The sequence below is a fragment of the Acetobacter sp. JWB genome (genome assembly GCF_003323795.1).
Taxonomy (GTDB): Bacteria; Pseudomonadota; Alphaproteobacteria; order Acetobacterales; family Acetobacteraceae; genus Acetobacter; species Acetobacter oryzifermentans.
Map to the genome: position 1 here is coordinate 558,811 of NZ_CP030871.1, position 16,378 is coordinate 575,188.

Annotated in this window: 15 protein-coding genes; 9 read left to right on the forward strand and 6 right to left on the reverse strand. The window is 57.7% G+C overall.

The genetic code is table 11. The features are described from left to right. Window positions 1–675 carry a hypothetical protein gene (locus DS739_RS02640; RefSeq protein ID WP_006117059.1) on the forward strand — a complete coding sequence of 225 codons (675 nt, stop codon included), beginning with the start codon at window positions 1–3 and terminating at the stop codon, window positions 673–675. 42 nt (window positions 676–717) lie between these two features. Next, window positions 718–1,257: a hypothetical protein gene (locus DS739_RS02645; RefSeq protein ID WP_006117060.1), complete on the forward strand. Its 540-nt coding sequence runs from the start codon at window positions 718–720 to the stop codon at window positions 1,255–1,257. Window positions 1,258–1,344: 87 nt separating this feature from the next. On the opposite strand, the gene DS739_RS02650 is transcribed toward DS739_RS02645, so the two are convergent. Further along, complete coding sequence (locus tag DS739_RS02650; RefSeq protein WP_006117061.1) at window positions 1,345–3,108, reverse strand: Hint domain-containing protein; 1,764 nt, start codon at window positions 3,106–3,108, stop codon at window positions 1,345–1,347. Window positions 3,109–3,421: 313 nt separating this feature from the next. Between DS739_RS02650 and DS739_RS02655 the strand changes: the two genes are divergently transcribed. After that, the gene (locus DS739_RS02655) at window positions 3,422–3,976 is read left to right on the forward strand and encodes a recombinase family protein (RefSeq protein ID WP_006117062.1); all 555 of its coding nucleotides are present in this window, start codon (window positions 3,422–3,424) and stop codon (window positions 3,974–3,976) included. A gap of 79 nt (window positions 3,977–4,055) precedes the next feature. On the opposite strand, the gene DS739_RS02660 is transcribed toward DS739_RS02655, so the two are convergent. The 3 genes from DS739_RS02660 to DS739_RS14105 form a co-directional block, all read right to left on the reverse strand. Further along, window positions 4,056–5,156 carry a Hint domain-containing protein gene (locus DS739_RS02660; protein ID WP_231621276.1) on the reverse strand — a complete coding sequence of 367 codons (1,101 nt, stop codon included), beginning with the start codon at window positions 5,154–5,156 and terminating at the stop codon, window positions 4,056–4,058. A gap of 613 nt (window positions 5,157–5,769) precedes the next feature. Beyond that, window positions 5,770–7,113: a B12-binding domain-containing radical SAM protein gene (locus DS739_RS02665; protein ID WP_035354331.1), complete on the reverse strand. Its 1,344-nt coding sequence runs from the start codon at window positions 7,111–7,113 to the stop codon at window positions 5,770–5,772. Between the two features lie 22 nt (window positions 7,114–7,135). Further along, window positions 7,136–7,444, reverse strand: coding sequence for a hypothetical protein (locus tag DS739_RS14105; protein ID WP_139018873.1), 309 nt, complete (start codon window positions 7,442–7,444; stop codon window positions 7,136–7,138). A gap of 100 nt (window positions 7,445–7,544) precedes the next feature. On the opposite strand from DS739_RS14105, the gene DS739_RS02670 reads away from it, so the two are divergent. Next, on the forward strand, window positions 7,545–9,740 hold the full coding sequence (locus tag DS739_RS02670) for an acyltransferase family protein (RefSeq protein WP_006117065.1): 2,196 nt from the start codon (window positions 7,545–7,547) through the stop codon (window positions 9,738–9,740). Here DS739_RS02670 and DS739_RS02675 read toward each other — a convergent pair. After that, a complete protein-coding gene (locus tag DS739_RS02675; protein ID WP_006117066.1) occupies window positions 9,737–10,384 on the reverse strand; it encodes a hypothetical protein in 648 nt (215 codons plus the stop codon). The genes DS739_RS02670 and DS739_RS02675 overlap by 4 nt on opposite strands. Window positions 10,385–10,546: 162 nt before the next feature. Between DS739_RS02675 and DS739_RS02680 the strand changes: the two genes are divergently transcribed. From DS739_RS02680 to terL, 3 genes are read left to right on the forward strand one after another with little or no spacing between them, the layout of a single operon-like run. Then, window positions 10,547–11,089, forward strand: a complete 543-nt coding sequence (locus tag DS739_RS02680; protein ID WP_006117067.1) for a hypothetical protein — start codon at window positions 10,547–10,549, stop codon at window positions 11,087–11,089. Then, complete coding sequence (locus DS739_RS02685; RefSeq protein ID WP_035354212.1) at window positions 11,076–11,282, forward strand: hypothetical protein; 207 nt, start codon at window positions 11,076–11,078, stop codon at window positions 11,280–11,282. The genes DS739_RS02680 and DS739_RS02685 overlap by 14 nt, the downstream gene beginning before the upstream one ends. After that, window positions 11,263–12,717, forward strand: a complete 1,455-nt coding sequence (gene terL, locus DS739_RS02690) for a phage terminase large subunit (protein WP_006117068.1) — start codon at window positions 11,263–11,265, stop codon at window positions 12,715–12,717. The genes DS739_RS02685 and terL overlap by 20 nt, the downstream gene beginning before the upstream one ends. Here terL and DS739_RS02695 read toward each other — a convergent pair. Continuing rightward, a complete protein-coding gene (locus DS739_RS02695; protein ID WP_170315328.1) occupies window positions 12,714–13,865 on the reverse strand; it encodes a rhodanese-related sulfurtransferase in 1,152 nt (383 codons plus the stop codon). The genes terL and DS739_RS02695 overlap by 4 nt on opposite strands. A gap of 146 nt (window positions 13,866–14,011) precedes the next feature. Here DS739_RS02695 and DS739_RS02700 point away from each other — a divergent pair, with 146 nt between their 5' ends. Further along, window positions 14,012–15,388, forward strand: coding sequence for a DUF1073 domain-containing protein (locus DS739_RS02700; protein WP_035354325.1), 1,377 nt, complete (start codon window positions 14,012–14,014; stop codon window positions 15,386–15,388). Continuing rightward, entirely contained in the window at window positions 15,389–16,351 is a 963-nt protein-coding gene (locus DS739_RS02705) for a DUF2213 domain-containing protein (RefSeq protein WP_006117071.1), read from the forward strand. Window positions 16,352–16,378: the final 27 nt, after the last annotated feature.

Below are 16,378 nucleotides of genomic sequence, written 5' to 3' on the forward strand. Positions count from 1 at the left end.
ATGCCGCAGCTTTACAAGGCGCAGGCAGCGGGCGCGGCATTTGCACGGGGCGCGCCCACACAAAACCCTGCAACGCAACAGGCGCAAGCCCCGCGTAATACGGCAACACGCCCCCTACAGGGCAACGCATCTTGCGGCCCGATCTTGCGTGCAGAAAATGCCAAGGGCGTGCCACAGCCAAAGGGCGCAGGTGCAATAACGCCCATTCCCCTTGCTGGTGGTTACACCCCCGCGCCGCCCGATGTGCAGGCGCTGTTTGCCGCAAGGCGAGAGGGTGTGGCGTTAACTGCGCAAGATATGCCGTCGGATGTTGTGGCGCATGTGCAGGCGTGCTGGCAGCGTGTGCAGGTGGCCATGCAGCCCGTAAGCCAACCTGTTGTGGCGGCGTGGCTGAAAAAGCTGGGGCAGCTTGTTTCCAACCCACCGGGGGCGGCGGATGCGGCGGCACAGTGCCGCGCCATTTATGAAGTGTGCGCAGATATTCCCGCCGGGGCGTGGTGCCCGCAGGCGCGTTTGGCATGGGCGCGGCAACCGGCCCGCAATGGTTACCCGGTGGGGGCGCGTTGGCCTGCTCCGGCAGAATTGCGCGCTGTGCTGCTGCCTTTTGCAAACACCATCTGGCGCGATGCCCACGGCTGCAAGGCCCTGCTGGGGCGGCCCACACGCACGCCATAACCCAATAATGCTTTGTAAATACCGCAAAAATACGGAACACACATGAAAAATCAGGCCACAGCCTTACCCAACACATCTGCCCCCGCTGGCCTTGTGGCGCAGGCTGCCCTTAACAGGCCGCGCCGCACGGTGCAGGGGCTGTTGCAGGCCGGGGATATTACGCAAGAAGCCGCCGATGCCGCAGAGCGGTGGTGCCGCAACTATGTGTTTGGCTATTTTGATTATCTGGAACACACAGGCCCCGCCCCACAAGGGCAAACCGTGCGGCATGATGCCGTATCCTGGCAGATGGTGCGCGCACAGGCTATGGGGCGCATTACGGCGGTGCGCGATGCGCTGGGCCTGTGTGCGCACCAGCGTTTACGCATGATGTTGGTGGATGATCTTTCCTTCCGCGCTATGGGGGAGGCGTTGTTTCCCGCAATTTCCAGCAGTTCTGCGCAGCGCAAGATAGCGGCGCAATGTGCTTTGGTGCTGGAGCAGCTTGCCGCGCTGGAGGTAACGCTGCGCCGTGCAGAGCAGGCCAAAAAGGCCAGCAGACGCAAAAAGGCTGATGTAGAAAAGAAAGTTGTGCAGCCGTAACGTGCAGAAATGCACCCACGCAAAAAGGAGCCGATGCCCACGCACCGGCCCCTTTTTTGCAAAGCGTATGCAGTGCTGTGCGGTTTTTTACGCCAGCGCGGTTTTGGCCTGTGCGTTATGCGCGGCCACAGTGTAAGCGCCTGTTGCCAAAACCTGCACATGCAACTGGTAAAGCCCCTGCAAGCTGGCAGGCAGAGGCAGCTTGGCGTGGCCGTTTGTCCAACGTGCCTGCCCGGATACTTCTACCGCGTGCCAGCCTTCCAGCGTATCGGTTGTAAGATGCGCCGTTACAGGCTGGCGCGTGCCAGCAGATGTGATGCTGATATGCCCAACAGCCACACCCAGCATGCGCCGATCATCTACAAACGGGCCTTCTGCATCGCACGGGCGGAATGTGCGTGATACCAGAGAGACGCTTTGTGCCCCCTGTGCGGAAAGCATAAAGGTGTACATGCCGTTTTCATGCCGCAGCGGGTGCACCGTATGGCCTTGTGCGGTGACCAGATGCAGGTTGGGCTGTGCAGATTTTTCTGTGCTTTGTGCCGCGGTGTTTGCATAAAGCGTGCTGCCACGTTCTGCCAGAGTGCGAAACAGTGGTTCTACAAATGTGCGGCTGGTTTCCAGCTTTGCGGCGGCATCCTGCGTCCAGCTTTTTACTGCTCCGCCAATGCGCGCCACGGGGCCTGCCTGCGTAAAGCTGCTGCGGTTGCCTGTATCCAGATAGCTTTCTGTAAGCATACCGTTGGCCATGATAATGGCGTGGCCTTCGGTTTCAATATGGTAGTAATCGTAACTGGCAAAGCTTGTGTCATACGCAATGGATGTGCCGTTTACCAGCATGCGCGCAGGCACAAACTGGCCTTGCAGATACAGGCAATGTTCTGGCGTAATCAGCAGATCTGCTTCGGGCACACCAGCGGCAATGGCGTTGGCGCGCACGCGCACGGGGTAGCCTGCCAGATCATCCGCCGCAGCGGGGTTGGTGCGGGCCTGCGCCTTGCCTGCCCATGTAATGCGGCGCGCAATGGGCTGGCCATCTGCTGTAAATGCAAGAACTTCCTGCCCCACAACAAGGTTTTCTACCGCAACATCACCTTTGGGGGTGCGGATCATGCTGCCGGGCAAAAAGCAAACCAGAACGCCCGTTGTATCGGTGCTGTTTTGTGCCGTGGCGCTAAGGTAAAGGTTGCCCCCGCTGGTGGCCTGATAAAGCGTTTTGGTGGCGGGGGTGTAATCTCCATTCACAACAACGGTAATGCCGGTGTTGGTGGTGATGGTTGTGTTGGTGCCATTATATGTGGCGTTTGTAACGTAACCAGCGCCGGGAACTTCGATAGTGGCCCCTGCGTTGCTGAAACCATCAATGTTGGTGAATGTTAGAATTTCTACGCCACTAGCGGGTGTAACCACCAGCGTGCCGCCACCACTGCCAAATGTAATACCTGCACCGCTGAGTGCGGAAATTTCGGATTGCTGCACAACGCCCAGATTAAGGGTGCCGCCGTTTTTGATATTGTATGTTGTGCCGGTTAGGGCGGTAATAACATTGGCGCCGGTAAGGGAAATGGTGCCGCCATCTGCTGTAAAGGTGGAACCCGTAAGCAGGCCCAGCACGGTAGAGCCAACATTAATGGTAACGTTTGCGCCATCTTCTGCCGTAACGCTGTAGGGGTTAATGGCGCCAATAATTGTAGGCGCAAAGCTAAGCGTAGCTGTAACATTGCTACCTTCAAATGTAGCGTCCGCTCCGCCGAGAGATGCAACACCCAAAATCCACAGCGCAGGAAAGAGTGTGTAACTGCCGCTTTTGGTGACAGTGTTGCCATAACCATAAAGACTGGACATCGGCATGTTCCTAAATGATGTACTGGAAATAAAGAATATTTCTGATTCTTGCATGTATAATATAGGCAAACGCAGATGAGGCGTTACGGATATTTATTTTCATAAATAAGAAACTTTTAGAAAAAGTGTTTAAATACTAACAACATTCATAAAATTAAAATTAATACATAATCCAAAATGAACTGTTTTTGGTACGGATTGTTTCTATATGGCGGAAGCGGTGATATAAGCCGCCGCGAGAAGTTTGGAAGTTTTTTGAAAAAATGGGAGATTTTATAAAATTTTATCCCAAAAACTTATCTGCACGCGGAGCAAGGTTATGATGATAGGGTATGTAAGTGCAGATTGCCCTTTTGTAAGCCGGGATGAGCAAAAAAAGGTTCTGGAAGACGCGGGATGCCGTGTTATATTCACGGGCTCTTTTTCAAAAACCGGATCATGTTTTTTGCAGTTTGTGGCGCGGCAAAAGGCAGGCATGCGTATTGCCGTGGTGCAGATGGATTGCATTGTAAGTGGCTGGCGGCATTTGCGTGATATTATCATGCAAGTTCAGCACAAGCACTGCACGCTGGTTTCTGTAAAAGAACCGTGGATTAATACATCTGCCGGGCGTGGTGCGCTTATGCTGGAAATGCTGTGCGGGCTGGAAGAACTTGAAAAACGCTTTATACACCAACGCATGTCTTCTGGTCGGCATAAGGCTATATCTGCCGGGTGCCGCATGGGCCGCCTCAGTAAATTAACACAACAGCAGCTAGAGGCCGTGGCGCAGGCACGCGCTAAAGGCCATACCCTGCGTGAGATTGCCCAGGAATATGATGTGAGTATCAGCATGATTTCGAGGTTATTAAAAAAGTTGCCTCGTAAATCATAAATAATGTGTTCAGGATGATAACCCCTGCCCGTTTTACAGGGCTATTATCCTGAACACATGGTTTGCAAAACCCCTTGTATTACTTGTGGGTTTTGCGAGGCCCATGAAAATCGTGCTTCATATACGGGATGCTATCCAGAATCTGGATAGACAAAAGCCCCATTTTGTTGCGGCTGCGCTCTGCTGTCATGGGCAGGTGGGCGTGGCCATCTGTCCAGCGGCCGGGCTCGCCATCATGTTCGTGCCAGCCAGAAAGGTCTTTTTCTATATGTGAAGAAATCTTGCGGGGCTTTCTGTTTTCCTGAAGGGTAATTTCCCCCACACGTATGCCAAGCCGCCGTTTGTCCTGCACGTAAGGTGCAATAACATCTACCGGCCTGCTGGCACGGGTGGAAAGATGCACTTCATGCACGTTGGGCGGCAGCATGAACATGGCCAGATTGTTTTGTTCACGCATTTTGCGGATAAGCTTGCCGGTATCCGTAATCAGGCTGAGGTCATGCTCATGCGTTATTTCGGGCGGGGCAAACAGATCGTGCTTTAGGCCGCGGCTTTGCGCCCGCGCCAACAGGCGGTGGTAAAGTGCGCCCACAACATTGCGCTCTGTTACCACGGGGGCATCTGTGCGGGTGTGCCAGTGTGTGTTGTTGGGGCAGGGCGGCAGGGCGCTGGCTACCAGCAGGCCTTCTGCCACAATAATGGCGGGGCCATCTGTTTCTAGCGGATAGGCTGTGTAGCGCTCAAAGGTGTGATCGTAAAAAATAGAAAGCCGGTTTACCAACAGTGCTGCGGGCACAAACTTGTTTTCAAAAAACAGGCATTGGTCTGGCGTAAGCAGCACATCCTGCATGGGCAGGCCATCTGCAATGGCATCTTGCAGCACGCGTATGGGGTATCCGGCCTCATCTTCTGGCAGGCCGGGCAGCACGCAAATATATTGCGGCATAACCTTGGTAACCGGGGCTGGGGTTTCTGCCATTTCCGGATCATACGTTACCAGCATATGGCCGGGGGTTAGGCTTTGAACAGGCAGCGGCCCGGTTTGCGTATGAATGTTGGTATTATGAAGAACGCCCGGCACAGAGATATCTGGATGGCGTGCGAAAGCGCCATCGGGAAGGGCCTGACCAGATTTGTCGTGAATGTCATGCACAACCGCATGGCGGGGAAGCGCTGTCATTTCTTCCTTCTGACTTACACCACGGAAAAGGGCTTCCGTATCTGTGCTTCTACATAAAATGTTCCTTGATCCTTGCAGAACAAGAAGCATCCAGAATTTTTTCAAAGCCTGAGGAATAAGGCACGACTGCCTAATGTGTGTAGCAACTGCGTCCATCAGGCCTTGTTTACGCCATACTGTAACCAGCTATAAAAAATTTGCCAAGATATAAAAGCAAATAAACCGGGCGGAGGCTTAGTTTATCATTTTACTATGTTGTGTATATGTAAATTTAACGTAAATAAAAATACAAATAATTGAAATAAAATTAAAAGGTAATATTTTTATTTATTGAAATTTATACGGATTTTTTTTGGTTTGCTCATGAAAAATGCCCTTACGCGCAAGATACGCAGAAGCTAAAAATTGGAAAACTAGAAATTATAACAGCAATATAAGAATTTTTTTCCAACACAGGGGAAGGTGTAAATGTTTATCTAACGTGATTATCAATCTGTTGTATGCGTTACGCACATTATATGCAAATTAAGTATATCTGAAATGCAATATGGGTATGGTCTGCCAGAACCTTTCCCCCGCGCTGTGGCAGGGGAAAGGCCGGGCGTGCAAAATGTTAGTAGATATCGAAATCGTTATTGCCGGTGGAGGAAAAAGCCATGCGGCGTTCTGTAAGATCCAAAATCCACGATGACATGTCCGAGCGGGAGCGCGGCGGAAAGGGCAGCCGCTTGAAGATGGAGCGCATGGAGTAAAACTTTTTATACATCCATTGAATGCGGGCTTCCATTTCTCTGGGGGAGCAATTTTTGGGCCAGATCTGGCAGATTTGGCCGGGCCAGCGGTCAATTTCTGGCGCGTTGATAATACGGCCCGCCTTTTCCATACGGTTAAACAGCGCCGTGCCCTTGGTGGGCGTAAGGATGTTAAAATACGCCGCAGGCACCTTGTGTTCTTCTAGAAAGGAGATGGTGGCGCGGTAGATATCGTGGTCTTCATCATCAAAACCAAAGATGAAGTTGAGCGAGTAGCTGATATCGCGCTGGCGCAGGTTTTCGAACATTTCATGGTAGCGGCTGGCTTTGTTCCAGCCTTTGCGCATGCCGTCCAGAATATCCTTATCAATACTTTCAATACCGATATTTACGTGCATCACGCCGGATTTGCGCGCCAGATCCAGAAACTCTTTATCCAGGCACAAATTGGAAGACCACAGGGTAGACCAGCGGATACCCAGCGGCACCAGCCCTTCCATCAGTTCCATGGCGCGGCTTTTTTTGCCGCCAAAGTTGCTTTCACCAAAAAAGAAGTGGCTGCCACGGTTCTTGATCAGCTTCAGCTCGTTCACCATTTCGTCCACCGGGCGCCAGCGGTAGCGGCCACCAAGGTAGAACCGTTCGGAGCAGAAATCGCACACAAACGGGCACCCGCGGGAGGATTGCACGGCAAAGGTGCGGAAGGGGCCAAACTTTTGCAGGTCCAGCAGGTCATACCTTGGGGCGGGCAGGCCGTTCAGTTCCTTAAGGGGGGTGGCGCGGTAAATGCTTTTCAGCCGGTTGGCGGCGGCATCATCCAGCATTTCTTTCCAGATGGGTTCGGCCTCACCCACGCCCACGGCATCTACGTGCTCTGCGGCTTCTTCGGCGTTAAAATACACATGGGGGCCGCCCATAATAACCTTTACGCCGCGTTTACGAAATTCCTTGGCAATATCGTAAGCGCGGTAGGAATGGAGCGTCCAGGCCGTAAGGGCCACAACATCCACCGGCGCATCAAAATCTATATCTTCAAGCTGTTCATCCAGCAGCGTTACCTTCCATTCTGGCGGGGTTAGGGCGGCCAGATACGGCAGGGCAAGCGGCACCATCTGCCTGCGCTTGGTTTTGAACAGCGTTCGGTCTGTAGGGGCTTTATAATGCGTGGGCTGAATGATCAGAAGGCGTAGGTCATTTGCTGGCATGTGGGTATCAGGATCTGCTGTATTAAAAGAAAAAATGGGCAGATAGCGCCCCTTTGTTACGGAATATACATAAGCAGGGGTGGGGGGCTGTCCACCTCCGCTCAAGCATGGCGGATGTGTGCGCACCGTAACCAAACGCAGCCCCCAAGCTGGCCTGCGGGGTGGCGGTATGGCGCAGCGTGCGCTGTAATAACAGGAATGCACGCAGGGCATGGATTTGGCATATCCATGCGTTTGCTGCAATGCGGCGCGGGCGGGCTTTTGGCATGGCTCCTATGCCTGCATGTTGGGGGCTCGGCGCGCCAAGGCCGTGCCGGGGTATGGTGGCCATAGGGGCAAAGCCAAGGGTGCTGTAAAACCTGCGTGTAGGGGGTGTTGCAGTTTATATAAGGGGCAATGGGTGGCATGGGCTGGCGGCGTAAAGGGGCAGGATGATTGGGTTTGGCTTTTTTCGGCCTGTTATGCAGGCGGCAGCGCGGGGTAGGGCGCGGTGCGTGGCGCCTTGCGGCACGGTGCGCGGTGCAGCGGGCTATCTTGTGCGGCGCATAGGTATGGGCCAGCGGTTTGCCCGTGCGGCGGCATGGGTGTGGCCCGGCAGTTCTGCCCAGCTTGCAGCCCGCCCCCATGCCGGATGGCGTGCAGATATAGATGGCCTGCGCGCGCTGGCTGTGGTGGGGGTGGTGGTGTACCACGTTTTTCCCGCCGTGTTGCCCGGTGGCTTTGGCGGGGTGGATGCGTTTTTGGTGATCTCCGGCTTTTTAATTAGCGGGCATCTGGTGGCGCATTTTGGGGCAGGGCGGTTTTCTGTGGCGTCATTTTTTGCGCGGCGCGTGCGCAGGCTGGCCCCGGCCTTGCTGGTGGTGTTGGCCGCCACGTTGCTGGCCGGGTGGTTTACCCTATTGCCAACCGAATTTGCCGCCGTGGGGCTGGATGCCGCAGCGGGTGCGGCATCTGTAGCCAATCTGCTGATGTGGCACGCCCAAGGCTATTTTGACCGCGCCGCCGTGCTGAAGCCGCTGCTGCATTTATGGTCTTTGGGGGTGGAGGAGCAGTTCTATTTGTTCTGGCCGCTGGTGCTGGCGGTGGGCTTTGCCGCGCGGGTGCGTGCAGGTGTGCTGGTGGGGGCCACGGGTGCGGCCTGCTTTTTATATAGTCTGGCGTGCAGCGTGTGGTGGCCGGGGGCCGGGTTTTATGCCCCTTTCAGCCGAGGTTGGGAGTTCATGCTCGGCGCAACCCTTGCCTTGCGCGGTGTGGCGCATAAGCCGGGCGATGCCACGGGGGCGGCATGGGCGCGTGGCGCAAGGGCTGGCGTGGGGGGCATGTGGGCGCGGCGTGTTGCGTTTATGCAGGCAAGCGGTGTGCGGCATGGTGCGGCGGTGCTGGGTTTGGCCTGTGTGCTGGCCGGGTTTGTGGCGCTGCGGCCGGGGGTGGGTTTTCCGGCTCCGTTTGCTGTGTTGCCCGCCGGGGGCACGGCATTGCTGATTTGGGCAGGTGCTGGCGCGTGGGTGAACCGGCATGTGCTGGCCGCGCGGCCTATGCGGGCGGTGGGGCTTATCAGTTACCCGCTATATCTGTGGCACTGGCCGCTGGTATCTTGGTTTCATATTGTGCGAGGGGCTGGGGTTATCCATAACAGCGCGGGGTTTGCGCTTATAGGCGCGGCGCTGGTGCTGGCGTGGCTTACCACCAAAGCCGTAGAAAACCCGTTGCGCGGCGGGCATTTTCGGCGGGGCAAAACGGTGGCCCTTGTGGGCGGCTTGGCGACCATATGCGCGGCGGGGCTGGTAACGTGGCACATGGCAGGTTGGCCGGGGCGGTTTGCGCACACCCCTGCGGGCACGGATCTGTCTGCAATCAATCTGGCGGTGCGAGATGGCATTTTTGCTCCCACGCCACATATGCGCATCACGCACGTAAACGGGCTGACAGTGGCCACCCTAGGCCATGCGGGCCGCCCCGTGCTGTTTACGGGGGATAGTTTGCTGTTTCAGTGGGGGCCGCGGGTAGAGGCGCTGTTGCAGCAGGGGCGGCTTAAACACACGGTTATTTTTTTGGCAGGCCCAAGCTGTAGCCCCTTTGCGGGCGAGGTTTACGAAAAATCCTTTGCATATTGCCAGAATATGCAAAACGTGCAGCAACGTATCATTCAACAACAGAATGTGCAGGCCGTGGTTGTGGGGGCGTTCTGGCCACGCGTGCTGCTGCATACGCCGGGCGCGCAGGCCCAAAAACAGGCGGCGTTTGTGCAGGATATCCGCAGCCTTTCGGGCAACGGGGCGCGGCCTGTATGGCTGGTGCTGCCTACCCCGGCAGATGCACGCTTCAGCCCCGATAAACTGGTAGCGCGAAGCCTTGCGCATATTGGTGTGAACACCCCTTTGCTGGAGCAGGGTATTCCCATCCGGCAGCTCCGCAATGATACAGCGGCCGATACGGCTTTTGTGCAGGGCGTTGCCACGCAAGCCGGGGCAAAGGTGCTGGATGCGTGGCCCGATATTTGCGGCACCGGCCCGGCCTGTGCGGTTGTTACCCCGCCAGCCACCCCCAAATATGCCGATGACAAGCATTTAAGGCCCGGATTTGTGCAACAGCACGCTGCGTTTTTAGATGATGTGTTGGCCCGTTAAGGCGCGTTCCAGCCCAGCCAGAAATCTGGGGCATCGTTCCATTTGGCCAAGATGGGGGAAAGGTGCCTGCGGGCCTGAAAACAGCCCATGGCAAAGCCCGCCGTGCCATCGCACGAATCGCTCCGATGGTGCAGCGCGCCCTGCATCCAGAACAATGCGCCGCGTTTGCGCTCGCCACTTAAACCGGCAATCCAGCGGTTCCATACATGGCGGGCGGTCTGCCCTTCATGATACGAAATCATATCCTGCGCGGGGCTGTTGGGCATGGCCATGGCGGGTGGCAGAACGTGGTAAGGCTGTGCGCCCGGCGCAGGTGGGGCGGTGTTAAGCGCATAGGCCACCCCCGGCGGCATGCGCCTACCGGGCGGGGGTTCTGGCGGCACGGGGCCAGCCAGCAGCAGCATGGCAAAACCCGCCGCAGCAATGCCCACCAGGCTTACCAGCCCAAAACGTATGGCGCGGGTTGCATCCGATGTGTGGGAAATAGGCTCAACCGAGACAGCACGCAGCGCTTTTTCTGCTTTTTTCTGGCATCGGGCGCTGCAATACGGCGCGTGGGTGGTGGTGTGATAAATTCGGTCACACCATGCACAAGCTCTGTCCATGACCTCCCCATCACCCAATCTGTCAAGTATTTCTGTCACGCGCGGCGCACTATATCAGTGTTCGATATATTTGCCAGTCCTGATTGTGAACTGTTCTTAACTGTATGTTCACATACCGGTTTGCTTTGCTTTGACATGGCGCGTGGTCATTCCTAATTCCCAATCATCATCCCAAAAATTGTAAAAACCAAGGACATTCCCATGCCAACAGCATTGCGTAAGGCAGAGCTGGCCTGTGGTGCGGTTTTGCGTGGTGGTGGCCGCTGGTGGGTTGTGGCGCAGGTTGCGCCAACAGGGGTGCTGATGTGCCCGCTGGTATGCACGCCACGCCACCGGCATCGGGCAGATATGTGCATAGGGTGGGCGCAAGCTCTGCTATTGGGCTGCCCCGCGCAGGCCGTGCTGCGCTGCCGCCCGGTATGGCGCGGGCACGTGGCGGGGCTTTTTTGTGTGGGCAGGTTAAAGCCCCCTGCATGCCAGCGCATGGTGGCCACCCTTGTGCGGGAACTGCACCACCACCAGCACGAAACAGGCCGTCCGTTTATAGCCCGTGGCAGGGCTGGGCGTTCTGGATCTTCTTTTGTTCAGCACGGTTGGATAAGCCCCCATGCCCCGCAAGACAACAGCACCCGCGCCGGGCGCATTAGGGCCATCAGCTTTGGCCCCAATGGCGCGCCGCAAAAGGCGCAGCACAAAACCCGTAACGCCGCTGGATATCTTCACCCGCATCATGCAGGGGGATGAAAGCATAACAGACCGCCAGTTTGATGCCGCCAAAGTGGCCGCCCCCTACATGCACCCCAAACTTTCGGGCCTTGCCACAGATGCTCTGCCCCGGCGGAGCGCAGATGCCTTTACAGATGAGGAACTGGCCGCTCTGGCGCAAGAAAACGGCGGAATGGCGGAGGGGCGCAAGGATGCACCACGCGCACCCTAAAACGGCACGTACCGTACAGGCGGGCCGGGTGGCGCGGGCGGAGCTGGCGCGCAGGCATGCCGCACGCACGCATGTTTTGGATTTTGCCCGTTATACGTTGCCAGATTACAAAGCAGGCGCACATCATGCCTTGCTGGCCCGCACGTTGGAGCAGGTAGAGGCCGGGCATATTGCACGGCTTATGGTGTTTATGCCGCCCCGGCACGGTAAATCGGAGCTGACATCACGCCGCTTTCCCGCGTGGTATCTGGGGCGGCACCCCAAGCGGCAGATTATCGGGGCTTCCTACGGGGCCACGCTGGCGCAGGATTTTGGGCGCGATGTGCGCAATATTGTGGCTTCCTCCCGCTATGGGGTGTTGTTTCCCGGCACGCGGTTGGCGGCGGATAGCAGCGCGCGCGATGTATGGCATACCGCACAGGGTGGCGGTTACACTGGCATGGGTGTGGGGGGCGGCTTAACAGGGCGCGGCGCACATCTGGCTATTATAGATGACCCCGTAAAGGACAGGCAGGAAGCCGAAAGCCCCGCCCGCCGTGCCGCCGTGCTGGATTGGTACCGCGCCGTATTACGCACCCGCCTGATGCCCGGCGGCGCCATTGTGCTGGTGATGACACGCTGGAGCATGGATGATCTGGCAGGCCGCCTGCTGGACGATATGCAAAACAAAACCGGAGAGGCATGGCACGTGCTGGATTTGCCCGCTTTGGCCACGGCGCCAGATGCGTTGGGCCGCGCGCCGGGGCAGGCATTATGGCCGCAGGCGTTTGATACGGCAGAACTTGCGCGGATTCGCCAAGCCGTGGGGGAGCGGGAATGGGCGGCGCTGTATCAGCAAAACCCGGTGCCGCTTTGTGGCAATTTGTTCCATACGCATATGCTTAGCGTGCAGGATGCCTTGCCCGCAGCATCTGGCGCGACAGTGCGCAGGTGGGATTTAGCCGCCACCCGCCAGACCGGTAGCAAAAACCCGGATTGGACGGTGGGCGTAAAAATGCACCACCTGCCAGATGGGCGCTTTGCCGTAGCGGACATAACCCGCCTGCGCGGAGACCCCGCCCAAGTGGAAGCCACCCTGTTGGCCACCGCCGCGCGTGATGGTGTGGGTGTGGAAATTGTATTGCCGCAAGACCCCGGACAAGCCGGTGTGGCGCAGGCGCGCTACCTTACCCGCCGGTTGGCCGGTTACAAAGTGCGCTGCGTGCGCGAAACAGGAGATAAAGCCACCCGCGCCGCGCCGTTTGCCGCGCAGGTGAATGCAGGCAACGTGCTGCTGCTGCGCGCCCCGTGGGTGCATGCGTTTATAGAGGAACTGGCCGCTTTTCCCGCCGCCATGCATGATGACCAAGTAGATGCCGCAGCCGGTGCCTTTGCCGCGTTGGCAGAGGCGCACCCCCTGCCACGCTTTGGGCCGGATTTTTTGGCCCGGATTTAAGGGGTGTGCTGCTGGCGAAGGGCCTGCTGGCGGCGTTTTTCTTCTTCTCGCTGTTGGCGTTTGCGGGCGCGTTCTGCGGCCATGTTGGCCCCCAAATGGGCCTCGCCACGCTGTTCGGCCAAACGGGCCTGGCGTTCACGCTCTGCATGGCGGGCGCGGCGGGCCTCATCCCACTGGCCGTAGCAGTGCGGGCAGGATACGCCGGTTTCAAACTTGGGGCTGGCTTTGTCTTCCGCGGTAATGGGGGTGCGGCAGGCGTGGCACAGTTCCAGCTCTCCGGGTTTAAGGCCGTGGCCTACGGTTACGCGCTGGTCGAACACAAAACATTCCCCACGCCACAGGCTTTCTGCCTCTGGCACGGTTTCCAGATACTTTAGGATACCCCCTTGCAGATGATACACCTCGTCCAGCCCTTCGGCTTTGGCAAAGGCGGTGGATTTTTCGCACCGAATGCCACCCGTGCAGAACATGGCCACACGCGGCTTGCGGCCTTTTGCCAAAAGCTCTTTCCGGTGCTGGCGGAACCATGCGGGAAATTCCCGAAAGGTTTTAATCTGCGGGTCTATCGCGCCTTCAAACGTGCCTACGGCCACCTCGTAATCATTGCGCGTGTCTATCAGAATGGTGTCGGGGTCTTTTAACAGGGTGTTCCATTCTGCGGGCGCAACGTAGGTGCCAACAATGTGGTTGGGGTCTGTGCCCTCTACACCCATTGTGACAATTTCCTTTTTCAGCCGCACCTTCATGCGCAGGAAGGGCATTTCTGGCGCGCGGGAGAACTTGACCTCAATATCCGCGCAGCCGGGCAGGGTGCGAATATGCGCCAGCACGGCCTGAATGCCATGATCTGGGCCTGCAATGGTGCCGTTAATGCCCTCGGACGCCAAAAGCAGAATGCCTTTTACCCCGTTGGCGGTGCACACATCCTGCAACGGCCCGCGCAGATCAGCCGGGTTTGCAAATGGGGTAAACCGGTAAAGCGCTGCCACGCAAATGGGCAGGGCGGCATTATCCGTATCGGGCGTTGGGGCAGAGGGCTGGGCAGTCATGCTCGGCGGGTTCCTTGGGCTTGTTGGGTGATTGCAGATCATCCGTTCCGCGCCACGGCTTACAGCACCGCAATCAGGTTGCATTTCAATGCCGCCCATTTACCCGCCCGCAGCGGGGGCAGACAAGTTTTTTCCGCGCCGACTATGGGTTTTGAGCGGCGGAGGGGTGGGTGCGCCGTATGGGTGCATATGGGGTTGTGGCTGTGTGGTGGCCACGTTTTTTAATTTTTAACAAGGGGCAGGGTATGCCTGGTTTGTCTTTTTCTTCCCGCGCTATGCCGGGGTGGTGGCAGCGTATGCGCGGGCGTTGTGCCCCCGTAGCCCCGCCACGGAAGGAGCCGCTGCTGCCCCAAGGGGCTTTTGCGGCAGATGTTGCCAAGGTGGCCCCGGCAGCTCCAGCGCGGGCAGATGTGTTTGCGCCGTATCGGCCCCCGCGTGGGGTGCGGGCCAATGGCAGCACCGCCCCGCTGGCTATGGATAGTGCCGCCGCACAGGGTAACCCCGGTTTGCTGGACTGGCTGCGCAATGCCGTGGCGGATGGGGTGGTGTTTCCCGGTTATGCGCGGCTGGCGGAAATGGCCCAGCGGGCGGAATATCGGCACATGGTGGACACCATTGCCACGGAGGCCACGCGCCAGTGGCTGGTGTTTACCTCCCGCACAGGGCAGGAGCAGAGCAAAGCCGCGCGCATCAGCCAGTTGGAGGCCGAATTTACCCGCCTGAATGTGCGTGATGTGCTGCGCCGCATGGCGGAAATGGATGGCCATTACGGCATGGGCCTGCTGTATGTAGATACCGGGCTTTCCCCCGTGGCGGGTGGTTTGGCATCACCTTTGCTGTTGCGGCCTGAAACTTTTCGTAAAGGCAGTTTGCGGGCCTTGGTGCCGGTAGAGCCGGTTTGGACAACCCCCGCCGCGTATGAAACCACAAACCCGCTGCACCCCGCGTTTTACAGGCCACAAAGCTGGTGGGTGCAGGGCACGCTTTTGCATGCCTCGCGCCTGTTGCGGTTTTGCGCGCGGGAGGTGCCGGATATTCTCAAACCTGCCTATAACTTCGGCGGTGTTTCCCTTACGCAAATGGCGCGGCCCTATGTGGAAAACTGGTTGCGCACGCGCCAGAGTGTTTCGGATTTGCTGAATGCGTTTTCCATTGTCGCCCTGTCTACCGATATGGCGGCTTATGCGCAGGACCCCGAAGGGCTTTTGGCAAGGGTGGAGGCGTTTAACCGCTTTCGTTCCAACAGGGGCACGTTTGTGCTGGATAAGGAGCGCGAAAAGCTGGAGCTTCTGGCGGCTCCGCTGGCCGGGTTGGACAAGTTGCAGGCGCAGGCGCTGGAGCAAATCTGCACCGTGGCGCAACAGCCGCTGGTAAAGTTTGCCGGTATTTCTCCTTCCGGGCTGAACGCCTCGGCAGATGGAGAGATCCGGGTTTTTTATGATCGGATCAGCGCTTATCAGGAATCCTTCTTGCGCCCGAACCTAACGCGCATTTTGCACATGGTGATGCTGAATGTGTGGGGCGCGGTGGATACGGACATAGATTTCACCTTTCGCCCGCTGTGGCAGATGGATGAGGCCGAACAGGCGGAAATTGACGCCAAAAAACAGGACACGCCTTAAATGAACACACCCAATACCGGGCAGGCCCGTGCCAGCCCACACGCTGTGGCTGCGCCAGATACGCAGCTTTTGGCGTTGGACAGGGCCAGCGTGCGCCGGGTGGATGCAGATGGGCATTTGCACATTGCGCACTGCATTTTATCCGCCGCAACCGTTAGCCCCTATTACGGGCGGGAAATACCGGGCGCTGCGGCGCTGGGCCTGAAAGATAACGAGGTTTACAGCGTTTTTCGCCCGCCCGATGCGCTTATGCGTGCCGCCCCCAGCCTGCGCGGCAAGCCGGTGCTCATGCAGCATACCCCCGTAAGCGCGCAGGATCATCCCGCCAGCATAACCGTGGGCGCGGTGGGCAGCGATGTGCGCTTTACCCCACCCAACCTGACAGGCAGCTTAACAATATGGGATGCCACGGCCATTAAGGCCATAGAAAACGGCACACAGCGGGCGGTTTCTGCGGGGTATCGGTACACGGCTCTTAAGCAGGCGGGCACTTATATGGGCACGCCTTATACGCTGGTTATGGCGGATATTGCCTTTAACCATCTGGCCCTTGTGGCCCAGCCGCGCGTGCCTTCCGCCATTATTGGCGATGCCGCACCCAACCAAAACATGCCTTTAAATAACAGGAGCTTTCAGGCCATGCCTGATCAAACCCCCATTACCGTTGCAACTATGGATGCCGCCATTGCCCAGGCCGTGCAGCAGGCGGAAGAACGCGCCGTGCGCCCCTTTGTGGGCGATGTTGCAATGGACAGCGCCCCCGCCATTTACGGTTTTGCCTTAAAGGAAGCGGGTATTGATGTAACCAGCTTGCCCGAACAGGGGCTGAAACCGCTGTTTGAAAGCTATGCCCGCATGCAGCCGCGTGCTGGTGGGGCATCCGCCATCATGGGGCAGGATGCCGCCGCAACGCAGGGCTTTCGGCAGCGCTTTGGGCTGGAACGCATTGGCGTGCGCGGCTGAACTCCCCTTTTTTTATTTACGCATGAT